7 protein-coding genes are annotated in these 13,674 nt (G+C 62.8%); all 7 read left to right on the forward strand.

The genetic code is table 11. The annotated features are described in order from the left end of the window. Positions 1-53 precede the first annotated feature (53 nt). The 7 genes from araA (at position 54) to E4631_RS15255 (ending at position 13,585) form a co-directional block, all read left to right on the forward strand. On the forward strand, positions 54-1,541 hold the full coding sequence (gene araA, locus E4631_RS15225; RefSeq protein WP_133656441.1) for an L-arabinose isomerase: 1,488 nt from the start codon (positions 54-56) through the stop codon (positions 1,539-1,541). 193 nt (positions 1,542-1,734) lie between these two features. Beyond that, positions 1,735-3,786, forward strand: a complete 2,052-nt coding sequence (locus tag E4631_RS15230) for an alpha-L-arabinofuranosidase C-terminal domain-containing protein (RefSeq protein WP_133656440.1) — start codon at positions 1,735-1,737, stop codon at positions 3,784-3,786. A 140-nt stretch (positions 3,787-3,926) separates the two neighbouring features. Beyond that, positions 3,927-5,444: an arabinan endo-1,5-alpha-L-arabinosidase gene (locus E4631_RS15235; protein WP_133656439.1), complete on the forward strand. Its 1,518-nt coding sequence runs from the start codon at positions 3,927-3,929 to the stop codon at positions 5,442-5,444. Positions 5,445-5,469: 25 nt separating this feature from the next. Beyond that, positions 5,470-7,317: an NPCBM/NEW2 domain-containing protein gene (locus E4631_RS15240; protein WP_133656438.1), complete on the forward strand. Its 1,848-nt coding sequence runs from the start codon at positions 5,470-5,472 to the stop codon at positions 7,315-7,317. Positions 7,318-7,419: 102 nt separating this feature from the next. After that, positions 7,420-9,528: an alpha-galactosidase gene (locus tag E4631_RS15245; RefSeq protein ID WP_205704248.1), complete on the forward strand. Its 2,109-nt coding sequence runs from the start codon at positions 7,420-7,422 to the stop codon at positions 9,526-9,528. Positions 9,529-9,690: 162 nt separating this feature from the next. After that, complete coding sequence (locus E4631_RS15250; protein WP_133656436.1) at positions 9,691-11,748, forward strand: glycoside hydrolase family 127 protein; 2,058 nt, start codon at positions 9,691-9,693, stop codon at positions 11,746-11,748. 142 nt (positions 11,749-11,890) lie between these two features. After that, a complete protein-coding gene (locus E4631_RS15255) occupies positions 11,891-13,585 on the forward strand; it encodes a beta-xylosidase (protein ID WP_133656435.1) in 1,695 nt (564 codons plus the stop codon). The last annotated feature ends 89 nt before the right edge of the window (positions 13,586-13,674 follow it).

Below are 13,674 nucleotides of genomic sequence, written 5' to 3' on the forward strand. Positions count from 1 at the left end.
AGTAATCCATTAAATAAGCCTTACTCGCGGACTGAAAGTCCGCGCTACTTCCCATGATTGACATTTCGCAGTACGAAGCCTGGTTCATTACCGGCAGCCAGCACCTATACGGCCCCGAAACGCTGGAGCAGGTAGCCCAACATTCGCAGGAAATCGCCGCCGAGCTCGGCACCAAGCTGCCCATCAAAATTGTGTACAAGCCGGTGCTCACCGGCCCGACCGAGATTTTTAAGCTGATGCAGGAGGCCAACACGACCCCTAACTGTGTGGGCCTGATTGCCTGGATGCACACCTTCTCGCCGGCCAAGATGTGGATTAACGGCTTGAAAATATTGCAGAAGCCGCTGGCCCACCTGCACACGCAGTACAACCGCGATATTCCGTGGGATGCCATCGACATGGACTTCATGAACACCAACCAGTCGGCGCACGGCGACCGCGAGTTTGGCTTCATCGGCTCGCGCATGCGCCTGAACCGCAAGGTGATAGTGGGTCATTGGCAGAGCACCGACGTGCACGAGCGCCTCAGCATCTGGAGCCGCGTGGCCTGCGCCTGGGCCGACTGGCAGGGCGGCCGCTTTGTGCGCTTTGGCGACAACATGCGCTACGTGGCCGTGACGGAGGGCGATAAAGTAGAGGCCGAAATCAAGTTTGGTTACGAGGTGAATACCTACGGCATCGGCGACCTGGTGGCCGAGGTGAATGAGGTGACCGACGCGCAGATTGCGGAGCTAGTGGCTACCTATGAAACCGAATACGAGCTGGCCGACGACCTGCGCGACGGCGGTGCCAAGCGCGAAAGCCTGCGCGACGCGGCCCGCATCGAGCTGGGCATGCGCAAGTTCCTGACTGACCGCAACGCCAAGGGCTTCACCGACACGTTTGAGGATTTGCACGGCATGAAGCAGCTGCCCGGCATCGCTACCCAGCGCCTGATGGCCGACGGCTACGGCTTCGGCGGCGAGGGCGACTGGAAGACCTCGGCTCTGGTGCGTGCCATGAAGGTGATGGGCGCCGGCCTGCCCGGCGGCAACTCGTTTATGGAGGATTATACCTACCACTTCGCGCCCGGTCAGGAGCAGGTGCTGGGCTCGCACATGCTCGAAATCTGCCCCAGCATTGCCGAGGGCAAGGTGCGCGCCGAGGTGCACCCACTCGGTATCGGCGGCAAGGAAGACCCGGTGCGCCTGGTGTTTAACTGCCCCGCCGGCGAGGGCCTGAACGCCACCATCGTGGACATGGGCAACCGCTTCCGCATGATTGTCAACGAAGTAGTGGCCGTGGCCCCCGCCCACGAGCTGCCCAACCTGCCCGTAGCCCGCATCCTCTGGGAGGTGAAGCCCGACATGAAAACCGGCGTGGCCGCCTGGATTCTGGCCGGCGGCGCCCACCACACCGGCTTCAGCCAAAACCTGACCGCCGAGTACCTGGAGGACTTCGCCGAGATGGCCGGCATTGAGTTCCTGATTATCGATGCTGACACCAAGCTGCGCACCTTTAAGAACGAACTGCGCTTCAATGAGGTAGCTTTTCGGGGGTAGGGGGAAATGACCCCTGGGGGTACCTCAGCCCCTAGCCCCCTCTCCAAAAAAGAGGGGGAACTAGCTCTAGCATAGTTCTTAGGTTAGGAGCTAGGACTAAAAACTAGTTCCCTCTCTTTTTTGGAGAGGAGGCTAGGGAGTGAGGTGAGCCGTTCGCGCCTGCCCACATTTTTCGATTTTAACACTGATACCCATGACCAGTCCCACCCGCCTCCCTGCCCTCACCACCGGCCTTGCCCTGCTGGGTGCACTCGCCGCCAGCGCCCAGGCGCCGGCTACCCTCACCGTGCAGGTGAATAAGCCCGGCGCGGCCGTGAATAAGAATATGTACGGCCTGTTCTTCGAGGACATCAACTTTGCTGCCGACGGGGGCCTGTACCCCGAGCTGGTCAAGAACAAGTCGTTCGAAATCAACCCTGGCCTCATTGGCTGGAAGGCGCTGCAAAGCGGCTTCAACCTCGATACCTACGCCGTGCGCAACGAGCAGGGCATCAGCCAGAACAACACGCACTACCTGCGCCTGGCGACCCGGGCGGGCGGCACCGGTGAGGCGGGCATCGAGAACGAGGGCTTCCGGGGCATGGGCGTGAAGGTGCGTGAAGAGTATAATCTCTCCTTCTACGCCCGGCGCGGCGCAGGCAGCATTAGCGGCCTCACCGCCATGCTGGTGGGGGAGAAGGGCGAGGTGCTGGCCCAGGCGCCGGTCACGGGCTTTGGCGACCAGTGGCAGCAATACAAGGCCGTGCTCAAGCCCAGCAGTACGAACAATAAGGCCCACCTCAAGCTGGTGCTCACCGGCACCGGCAGCGTGGATTTGGACGTGGTATCGCTCTTTCCGAAGGATACCTGGATGGGCCGGCCCAACGGCCTGCGCACCGATTTGGTGCAGCTGCTCAAGGACATGAAGCCGGGCTTCTTGCGCTTTCCGGGCGGCTGCATCGTGGAGGGCCGCACCCTCTCGGAGCGCTACCAGTGGAAGGAAACCATCGGCGACGTGGCCGCGCGCATGCCGCTCATCAACCGCTGGAATATGGAGTTCAAGCACCGCTCGACGCCCGACTACTACCAGTCGTTCGGGCTGGGGTTCTTTGAGTATTTCCAGCTTTCGGAAGACATTGGCGCCGAGCCCCTACCCATCCTGAACGTGGGTATGGCCTGCCAGTTCAACTCGGGCGAGCTGGCCCCGATGGGCAGCGCCAGCGCCGCCGGCAAAGGCCCGAACGCGGAAGCCGCGCCCAACACCGGCGACCCGTCGCTGGACGTATTCATCCAGGATGCGCTCGACCTGGTGGAGTTTGCCAACGGTCCGGCCAGCAGTACCTGGGGCGCCAAGCGCGTGGCCATGGGCCACCCCGCGCCGTTCAACCTCAAGTACATAGGGGTAGGGAATGAGCAATGGGGTCCGCAGTATTTGGAGCGCTACGAGCCGTTTGCGAAGGCCATCAAGGCTAAATACCCGAAGATGGAAATTGTGAGCAGTGCCGGCCCCAGCCCCGACGGCGAGCTGTTTGACAAGGCCAGCAAGCGCCTCGGCGAGCTCAAAGCCGAGTACGTGGACGAGCACTACTACGCCAAGCCCGAGTGGTTTCGCGAGCACGCCGACCGCTACGATAAGTACCCCCGCACCGGCCCCAAAATCTTCGCCGGCGAGTACGCCGCCCAGAGCGTGGCCATCGGTAGCCCCGACAACAAGAATACCTGGGAGTGCGCCATCTCGGAGGCCGCGTTTATGACCGGTCTGGAGCGCAACGCCGACGTAGTAGGCATGGCCAGCTACGCCCCGCTCTTCGCCAACGTGGACGCCTGGCAGTGGACGCCCGACATGATTTGGTTTGATAACCTGAACTCGTACGGCTCGCCGAGCTACTACGTGCAGAAGCTCTACGCCCTTAACAAGGGCACCCGCGTGCTGCCCGTGACTATGCCCGCCGGGGCCAAAAACGGCGCCGACAACCTCTTTGCCAGCGCCGTGGCCGACGACGCAGCCGGCGACGTGGTAGTAAAGCTGGTGAACTACTCCAGCAGCCCGCGCCCGGTCAGCATCAACCTGGCCGGGGCCAAAAAGCTCGGCAAAACCGGCCGCGCCCAAACCCTGGCCAGCGCCGACCTGCAAACCCAGAACAGCCTGACGCAGCCCAAAAAGCTCGCTCCCCAGGAATCGACTTTCAGCGTGAAAGGCTCGACGCTGAGCTACACGCTGGCCCCCAACTCGTTCACGGTGCTGCGCGTGCCGGGCAGGAAATAGGGGGGTAGGGCTGCCCTGGCAACCGCTATAAGAGAAGCGTCATGCGGCCACCCGCGCCGCATGACGTTTTTTTTGGAGCAATGCGCCGGTCACCTCATTTTTTAAGTCTGCCATTTTCGCTCTTATTCCACAGAATTCCCATGAAGAAGCCCGTTTCTCCTTCGCTGCGCTGGAGCAGCTTGCTGCTGGCGCTGCTGCTCGGCGCTTCTTCTTGCAAGAAGGAGGACACTGCCGCCACGCCTACCCCCACGCCCACGCCAGTCCCGACGCCTACCCCCACGCCGGCCGCGTTTGACATCAACAGCATCACCGACACCTACGCCAACGTGGCGGCGCTGAGCTTCTACGCGCAGTGGGGGCCTTATAACGTGCACGACCCGGCCGTTATCAAGGCCGATGATGGCTACTACTACATGTACAGCACCGACGTGGGCTACGGCATTTCGGATGCCGTGCTGACGCCCGGCTTGCAGATGCGCCGCTCGAAGGACCTGGTGCAGTGGGAGTTCGTAGGCTGGGCCCTGAAGGGCCTGCCGCCGCTGGGCGTGGCCTACATTACGCAGCGCGGCGGCACGCCCAACAAGCTGCTGTGGGCGCCCTACGTGCTGAAAGTAGGCAGTGAATACCGGCTGTATTACTCGTTGGCTTCCGATGTGTTCAAGCTGAGTACCATTGGATTGGCTACGGCTTCGTCGCCCACCGGGCCCTGGACGGAAAAGGGCTTGGTCGTGACTACCGACAACTCATCGGCTGACATCACCAACGGCATCGACCCCACGGTCATCATCGACCAGCAGGGCCAGCACCGGATGTACTACGGCTCGGCTTTCGATGGTATTCATATGGTGAAGCTCGATGCCGCCACTGGCCTCAATGCTACCCCCGGCGACCGCGGCCCACGCATCGCGCAGCGCGGTTTCACGGGCACCCAAATCAACGGCAACATCGAGGGGCCGGAGATTATCTACAACGCGGAGCAGAAGAAGTACTACCTATTCATCTCCTACGACTGGCTCCAAACCAAGTACAACGTGCGGGTGGGCCGCGCCGACTCGCCGGCCGGGCCATTCCTCGATTTTAAGGGCCGCGACATCAACCTGGCCGAAGACCACGGCCCCATGATACTGGCGCCCTACCAGTTTAGCGGGCACAGCGGCTGGCAGGGCACGGGCCACTGCGGCGTGTTTTCGGATGGTAACGGCCAGTACTTCATGGCCCACCAGGGCCGGCCGGGCATCGACTCGTACTACATGGACCTGCACGTGCGCAAGATTTTCTGGACGCCCTCGGGCTGGCCGGTGGTGTCGCCCGAGCGCTATGCGGGCGAGGACAACAGCGCCGTGGCCCAGGCCGACCTGGCCGGCACTTGGGAACAGATTACCCTCAACTACATCGTGATTCCGGGCTACGCCAACGAGCAGCTCACGCCCAACTTTCAGTACAGTACTGCCCTCACGCTCGCGGCCGACGGCACCTTCGGCGGCGCCACCACCGGCACCTGGACCTACGCCGCGCCGTGGCTCACGCTGCGCTTTGGCAACGGCACCAGCGCGCCGGTGTACGTGCAGCAGGGCCGCGACTGGGAAAACAAGAAAGCCACTATCATCTTCACGGGCCTCGATACCAACGGCACGGCCATTTGGGGTAAGAAAAAATAGGCGGCCGCGCCGCTGCTCTTAGCACATGAATCGTCTGCGTAACCTCTTCTTCGGTAGTATCTGGGCCCTGGGTAGTGCCGCGCCGGCCCTCGCCCAAAAGGCTGTGCCCAAACCCGACTTTCACCAGTGGGCGCCTACCCCCCCCATGGGCTGGAACAGCTGGGACTGCTACGGCCCCACCGTGACCGAAGCCGAAACCAAGGCCAACGCCGACTACATGGCCAAGTACTTGAAAAAGAGCGGCTGGGAATACGTGGTGGTGGACATTCGCTGGTACGTGGGCAACGATACGGCCCACGGCTACAACGAGAAGGACCCCGATTGGAACATCGACCAGTACGGCCGCTTCGTGCCCGCGCCCAACCGCTTTCCGTCGGCGGTGGGGGGTAGGGGCTTCAAGCCGCTGGCCGACCACCTGCACGCGCAGGGGCTGAAGTTCGGCATTCACCTCATGCGTGGCGTGCCCGTGATTGCGGTGCAGCGCAAGCTGCCCATCAAGGGCACCAAGCTCACAGCGGCCGATATTTATTCGAAAGAAGGCCAGGCCGCGTGGCTGCACGACATGTACACGGTAGTGGCCGCGCGGCCCGGTGCGCAGGAATACTACAACTCGCTATTTGAGCTGTACGCGAGCTGGGGCGTTGATTTGGTGAAGATTGACGACCTCTCGGAGCCCTACCACACGGCCGAGATTGAGCTGATTCGGAAGGCAATTGACCGCACGGGGCGCAAAATCGTGTTTAGCATGTCGCCGGGTGAAACGCCCATTGCCGACGCCAAGCACGCCCAGCAGCACGCCAACATGTGGCGCACGGTGGGCGATTTCTGGGACTCGTGGGAGCAGCTCAAGGAGCACTTTGCGGTGTGCGCGCGCTGGGCGCCGTTCATCATGACCGGGGCCTGGCCCGATGCTGACATGCTGCCGCTGGGCCGCCTGGGCATCCGGGCCGAGCGCGGCGACGACCGCCAGACGCGCTTCACCCCCGACGAGCAGCGCACGCTGATGACGCTGTGGAGTATCTTCCGCTCGCCGCTAATGTTTGGCGGCGACCTGCCTAGCAACACGCCGGCCACGCTGGCCCTGCTCACCAACCCACGGGTGCTGGCCGTGAACAAGGCCAGCGCCCACAATCGCCAGTTGTTCCGGCACGGCGACCTAGTGGGCTGGGTGGCCGACGACCCGAAAACCGGTGATAAATTCCTGGCCCTCTTCAACGCCCAGGACCAGGAGCAGGCCCCCGCCAGCGCGGCGGCGGCCACTACCCCCCTCATCAGCCGGCAAGCCCCGCAGGCCAAGCTCGACGTGGATATTACGGGCGCCCAAAAGCTGTACCTGGCCGTGCGCGGCGGCGCCGACGGCACTGCCTGGGACCACGCCGACTGGCTGAACCCCACGCTGACCGACGGCGCGGGCAAAACCCTGGCAATCAATACGCTGCCCTGGCGGACGGCCAGCGCCGGCTGGGGCCAGGCCACGGTGGGCAAGAGCGTGAGCGGCGGCCCGCTTAGCGTGGCGGGCCAGACCTACGCGGCAGGCATCGGCACCCACGCCAACTCGGTGATTGAGTACGACTTGCCGGCGGGCTATTCGCGCTTCACGGCCACCGTGGGGCTCGACCAGGCGGCGGCGGGCCAGAATACCGGCGGCACGTTCCAGGCCCTGGTATTTACCCAAAGCCCGTACCAGGCGGCGCCTGCCGACTCGGTGCGCGTACCCGTGGCGCTGGCCGAGCTGGGCCTGCCTGCAGGCGCTACGGTGCAGGACTTGTGGAGCGGCCACTCGCTGGGGGCCGTGCGGGGTGAGTTTGCGCCCTACATTCGGCGGCACGGCGCGGGCTTTTATCGAATTTCGGGTCCGAAAATCAAAAAGTAGCGCCGGCCCATTTCCCACCCATTGGCCGACTTGGCTTTTTTGCTTATGACTGCGTTTCGTTCTGTTAGTTGGCTGATAATCTTGGCTTTGCCCTTTACCGCTGTGGCCCAAACCCAACCGCCCGCGCCCATTGTTATTGAAACGGCGCACCTGAGCCTGGCGCTGGCCGTGGGCCAAAACCACAAGCTTTACCAGACGTACCTGGGGCCGAAGCTGGCCGCTGCCGCCGACTACCAGGGCCTGCCCCAGCGCCACGAGGCCTACCCCCCCGCGGGCACAGATAACCTGTTTGAGCCCGCCCTGCGCGTGGTGCACGCCGACGGCAACCCCGGCCTGGCGCTGGCCTACGTGGGCACCGAAACCACGAAAACCGACGATGCGGCCACCACCATCATTCGCCTGCGCGACCCGCTCTACCCGGTGGAGGTGCGGCTGCACTTCGTGGCCTACCAGCGCGAGGACGTTATCAAGACCTGGACCGAAATCGTGCATCACGAGAAAAAGCCGGTGGTGCTCACTAACTACGCCTCGGCCATGCTGCACTTCGAGGCCAGCAAGTATTACCTGACGCAGCTGCACGGCGACTGGGCCGAGGAGGGCAAGGAGGTCGAAAGCCAGCTCACCAGCGGCACTAAGGTGCTCGATACCAAGCTCGGCACCCGCGCCGCCATGTATCAAACGGCGTCATTTTTCCTGGCTACCGACCGGCCCGCCACCGAAACCACCGGCAATGTGCTGGCCGGCAGCCTGGCCTGGACCGGCAACTTCCGCCTCGCCTTTGAGCTGGATAACGAGCAGGCGCTGCGCGTGTCGGCCGGCATCAACCCCTACTCGTCGCAGTATACGTTGCCTGCGGGTCAGGTATTTACCACGCCTGAGTTCATCTTTACCTACAGTACCCAGGGCAAGGGCCAGGCCAGCCGCAACCTGCACCGCTGGGCCCGCCAGCAGGGCGGCGAGCTCGACGGCACCCTACCCCGCCTCACGCTGCTCAACAACTGGGAGGCCACGTATTTCGACTTCAACGAGCCCAAGCTGGATGCCCTGATGGGCGACGCGGCCAAGCTGGGCGCCGATTTATTCCTGCTCGATGATGGCTGGTTTGGCAACAAATACCCGCGCAAAGACGACCACCAGGGCCTTGGTGACTGGCAGCCCACCACGTCGAAGCTGCCCAATGGGGTAGGGCACCTGGTGCAAACCGCCACCAAGGAGGGCATCAAGTTCGGCATCTGGATTGAGCCCGAAATGGTGAATCCCAAGAGCGAATTATACGAGAAGCACCCCGACTGGGTCCTTAAGCTGCCGGGCCGCCCCGAGGACTACTACCGCAACCAGCTGGTGCTGGACCTCACCAACCCCAAGGTGCAGGACTTTGTGTACGGCATCGTGGATGCGCAGCTGAGCCAGGGCGTGGCCTACCTCAAGTGGGACTGCAACCGCATGATTACCAACGGCTACTCGCAGTATTTGGGTAAGGACCAGTCGCACCTCTACGTGGACTACGTGCGCGGCCTGTACCGGGTGCTCGACCGCGTGCGCCAGAAGTATCCGCACGTGCCCATGATGCTGTGCTCGGGCGGCGGTGCGCGGGCCGACTACGGCGGGCTGAAGTACTTCACCGAGTTCTGGGCCAGCGATAACACCGATGCCCTGGAGCGCGTCTACATTCAGTGGGGCTTTCTTAACTTCTTCCCCTCCAATGCGATAGCCAGCCACGTTACGAACTGGAACCCGCAGCAAACCCTGAAATTCCGTACCGACGTGGCCATGTCGGGCAAGCTCGGCTACGATATCGAGGTGAGCAAGATGACGCCCGCCGAGCTGCAGTTCAGCCAGCAGGCCGTGAAGGACTACAAGCGCCTGAGCCCGGTCATCTGGCAGGGCGACCTGTACAAGCTGCGCTCGCCCTACGAGGGCAACCAGGCCGCGCTGCTCTACGTGGCTGAGAACCAAGCTGAAGCGGTGGTCTTTGGCTACAACCTGCGCACGCGTTTCCACGAAACGGTGTTGCCCGTAAAGCTGCTGGGCCTGGACCCGGCCCGCCGCTACCGCCTCACTGAAATCAACCTGATGCCCGGCCAGAAATCGAACTTGCCGGCCAATGGCCAGACCTATTCCGGCGATTACCTCCAAAAAGTGGGGGTAGTGCTCAGCGACCCCGAAGCCAAAGCCCTCACCAGCCACGTGCTGGAGGTGACGGCGGAGTGAGGTGGCTTTAGCTAATCAAGAAAAAAAGAAGGCTGTCATGCTGAGCTTGTCGAAGCATCTCTACCGCTTCATTGAACGGCGCGGAGGAGGCGGTAGAGATGCTTCGACAAGCTCAGCATGACCTTCTGCTTTCAGTCTGATTTTTAATCATCTCTACCCCCCATGCTCCCATCCAAGCCCTTCCTCCTCGCCCTCGGCCTGGCCGCCGCTTTACCCGCCGCCGCCCAAAAGCTGGATTATCCCATTCAGGCCGTGCCGTTTACGCAGGTCAAGCTCACGGATAGCTTTTGGCTGCCGCGCCTCAAAACGAATACGGATGTCACCATTCCGGCCTCGTTTGCGCGCTGCGAAAGCACTAGCCGGGTGAAGAATTTTGAGATGGCGGCGGCCCACCAGGGCAAGTTTGCGACGACCTTTCCCTTCGATGACACCGACATCTACAAGACCATTGAGGGCGCCTCATACTCGCTCAGCGTGTACCCCGATGCCAAGCTGTCGGCCTACCTCGATGAGTTGATTGCCAAAGTCGGCGCGGCCCAGGAGCCCGACGGCTACCTTTACACGGCCCGCACCATCGACCCCGCGCACCCTCACCCGTGGGCCGGGCCCGAGCGCTGGAGCAAGGAGCGCGAGCTGAGCCACGAGCTTTATAACGCTGGCCATCTCTACGAGTCGGCCGTGGCGCACTACGAGGCTACGGGCAAAAAAACGCTGCTCAACATTGCCCTCAAAAACGCCGACCTGGTATGCTCAGTATTTGGTCCCGGCAAGCGCAGCGTGGCGCCCGGCCACGAGATTGTGGAGATGGGCCTGGTGAAGCTCTACCGCGTGACCGGCCAGCGCAAGTACCTCGATGAGGCCAAGTTTTTCCTCGATGCCCGCGGCCAGTATAAGGGCTACGACCCCAAGAGCCCTGACACCTGGAAAAACGGCTCCTACTGGCAGGACGACAAGCCCGTAGCGGCCCAAACCGAGGCCGAAGGCCACGCCGTGCGCGCCGAATACCTGTACTCGGCCATGGCCGACGTAGCCGCCCTCACCGGCGACAAGCAGCTGCTGGCGGCCGTGGACACCATCTGGAATAACATGGTAGCCAAGAAGTTCTACGTGACGGGCGGCACCGGCGCGGTGCCCGGCGGCGAGCGCTTCGGGGCCAACTACGAGCTGCCTAACACCACGGCCTACAACGAAACCTGCGCCTCGGTGGCCGACGTGTTTTGGAACGAGCGTATGTTCCAATTGCACGGCGACAGTAAGTATATAGACGTGATGGAGAAGGTGTTGTACAACGGCCTGATTTCGGGGGTAGGGCTCGACGGTAAGTCGTTTTTCTACTCCAACGCCATGCAGATAAAAAGCTCGGCCAGCTTCCCGCAGACCGAGCCGGCGCGGGCGGGCTGGTTTGAGTGCTCGTGCTGCCCCACCAACCTGGCCCGCCTTATGCCCGCGCTGCCCGGCTACGTGTACGCCGAGCGGGGTAGGGCGCTGTACGCCAACCTGTTTGTGAGCGGCAAGGCCAACCTCACGGTGAACAAGCAGAAGGTTGAACTGACCCAGGAGAACAACTATCCCTGGGACGGCGGCCTGAAATTCACCGTGGACCCGGCCAAGTCAACCGCCGACTTCGACCTGCTGGTGCGCATCCCCGGCTGGGCCCGCAACGAAGCCATGCCGTCCAATCTGTACACCTTCGAGCAGCCCTCGGCCGAGCGGGCCACCATTAAAATCAACGGAAAAGCAGTTGATTATCAGCTGAAAAACGGCTACGCCGTGCTGCCGCGCAAGTGGCACAAGCACGATGTGGTAGAAGTGAACTTGCCGCTGGAAGTGCGCCGCGTGCACGCCAACCCACTGGTAAAAGACGACCTGGGCAAGGTGGCCCTGCAGCGCGGCCCCGTAATATACTGCGCTGAGTGGCAGGATAATAACGGCAAGACCAGCAACATCGTGGTGCCGGCCGGTACCCAGTTTGCGAGCAGCTACCAGCCGGGCTTGCTGCACGGCGTGGAAACGCTCACGGCCACCGTGCCGGTGGTGCTGGTGGGTGCCAACGGCACGAGCGTGAGCACCACGCCGCGCACGCTGGTGGCCATCCCGTACTACGCCTGGGCCAACCGCGGCCGGGGCGAGATGACCGTCTGGTTTCCCGAAAAGCTGACGGACCTCGACCTGCTCAGCCAGCCTGCCACGGCCGCGGCCGACGTGACGGTGCAGAAGTAGAAATTTATTCAACTTAAAAGAATGTCATGCTGAGCTTGTCGAAGCATCTTGGCCGCTTCATTCAACGAGGCGCCCAAGATGCTTCGACAAGCTCAGTATGACATTCTTTTTATGATACTAAAAGTCTAACTAGTAACAGCTTATGCAGTACGTATCCTGCTTTATTCTCAGTCTGCTGATTGCGGCCAGCCAGCCTTTCACTGCCCATGCCCAACCCGCGCCTATCCCCGTTGCTATCACGGTTGACGTGGCCAAGCCCCAGGGCGCCCTGCCGCCGGTGTGGGCCTACTTCGGCTACGACGAGCCCAACTACACCTACATGAAGGATGGCCAAAAGCTCCTGACCGAGCTGGCCGCCCTGAGCCCCGTGCCGGTATACGTGCGCGCCCACAACCTGCTGACCACCGGCGACGGCACCGCCGCCCTCAAGTGGGGCTCGACCAACGCCTACACCGAGGACAAAAAGGGCCGCCCGGTGTACGACTGGCGCATCGTGGACCGCATTTTTGATGCCTACGTGAGCCGCGGCATGAAGCCCATTGCCCAGATTGGCTTCATGCCCGAGGCCTTTTCGACCCACCCCGTGCCCTACCGCCACTACTGGAAGCCGGGCGACGACTACAATACCATTTACACCGGCTGGGCCTACCCCCCTAAAGACTATAAAAAATGGGGCGAGCTGGTGTACCAGTGGGTGCGGCACAGCGTGGCCCGCTACGGCGAGGCCGAGGTCAAAACCTGGCGCTGGGAGCTCTGGAATGAGCCCAACATCAGCTACTGGAAGGGCACGCCCGAGGAGTACAACCAGCTCTACGACTACACCGAGGCGGCCGTGCACCGCGCCCTGCCCGCCGCCATCCTGGGCGGCCCCGAAACCACCGGCCCCGGCTGGGACAAGGCCGCCACCTACCTGCGCGGCTTCCTGACCCACTGCGTAAGCGGTAAAAACTACGTGACCGGCCACACCGGCACCCGCCTCGACTACATTTCTTACCACGCCAAGGGCGCGCCCAAGCTCGTGGACGGCCACGTGCGCATGAACATGGGCACGCAGTTTAAGGACATCGAGGAAGGCTTCAAAATCGTGGCCTCGTTCCCGACGCTGCGCCAGCTGCCCATCATCATCGGCGAAAACGACCCCGAGGGCTGCGCCGCCTGCGGTGTGCAGACCAGCCCCGAAAATGCCTACCGCAACGGCACGCTCTACGCCAGCTACACGGCCGCCGTCTACGCCCGCCTCACCGAGCTGGCCGCGCAATATGGGGTCAACCTGGAGGGCGGGGTGAGCTGGTCGTTTGAGTTTGAAAACCAGCCCTGGTTTGCCGGTTTCCGCGATTTGGCTACCAATGGCGTCGATAAGCCTGTGCTCAACGTGTTTCGGATGCTGGGCATGATGCGTGGCCCGCGCGTGGCCGTGCGCAACCCCACGGCCCTCACCAGCGCCGATATCAAGGCGCAGGTCCAGAGCCAGCGCCCCGACATCGGCTCCCTGGCCACGGCCGACGCCCACTCGGCCGCCGTGCTGGTCTGGAACTACCACAACGACGACCTGCCCGCCGCCCCCGCCGAAATAGCCCTGACGCTGCAGGGCCTCGCGGCCGACAAGGCCCTGCTCCAGCACTACCGCATTGATGAGGCACACAGCAACTCCTACGCCGCCTGGCAGGCCCTGGGCTCGCCCCAGCCGCCTACCCCCGCCCAGCAGGACCAACTGGCCCAAGCCGGTCAGCTGAGCCTGCTCACCTCGCCCAACTGGGTAACTACCGAGCGTGGCCAGACGGTGCTGCACTTCACGCTGCCCCGCCAGGGCGTATCGCTGCTGCGCTTGAGCTGGTAAGCGGCGCGACTGGGGCACCTCACCCCCCGACCCCCTCTCCAAAAGAGAGGGGGAGCCAGACGATACCCAACTTAAGCGCAAGACCGGTG

The organism is Hymenobacter sp. UV11 (assembly GCF_004684095.1).
GTDB lineage: Bacteria > Bacteroidota > Bacteroidia > Cytophagales > Hymenobacteraceae > Hymenobacter.

What these genes read in the sequence shown, in the direction of transcription:
- araA (WP_133656441.1), top strand. Translation starts at nt 54, where the DNA reads ATGATTGACATTTCGCAGTACGAAGCCTGGTTCATTACCGGCAGCCAG.
- E4631_RS15235 (WP_133656439.1), top strand. Translation starts at nt 3,927, where the DNA reads ATGAAGAAGCCCGTTTCTCCTTCGCTGCGCTGGAGCAGCTTGCTGCTG.
- E4631_RS15240 (WP_133656438.1), top strand. Translation starts at nt 5,470, where the DNA reads ATGAATCGTCTGCGTAACCTCTTCTTCGGTAGTATCTGGGCCCTGGGT.
- E4631_RS15230 (WP_133656440.1), top strand. Translation starts at nt 1,735, where the DNA reads ATGACCAGTCCCACCCGCCTCCCTGCCCTCACCACCGGCCTTGCCCTG.
- E4631_RS15255 (WP_133656435.1), top strand. Translation starts at nt 11,891, where the DNA reads ATGCAGTACGTATCCTGCTTTATTCTCAGTCTGCTGATTGCGGCCAGC.
- E4631_RS15250 (WP_133656436.1), top strand. Translation starts at nt 9,691, where the DNA reads ATGCTCCCATCCAAGCCCTTCCTCCTCGCCCTCGGCCTGGCCGCCGCT.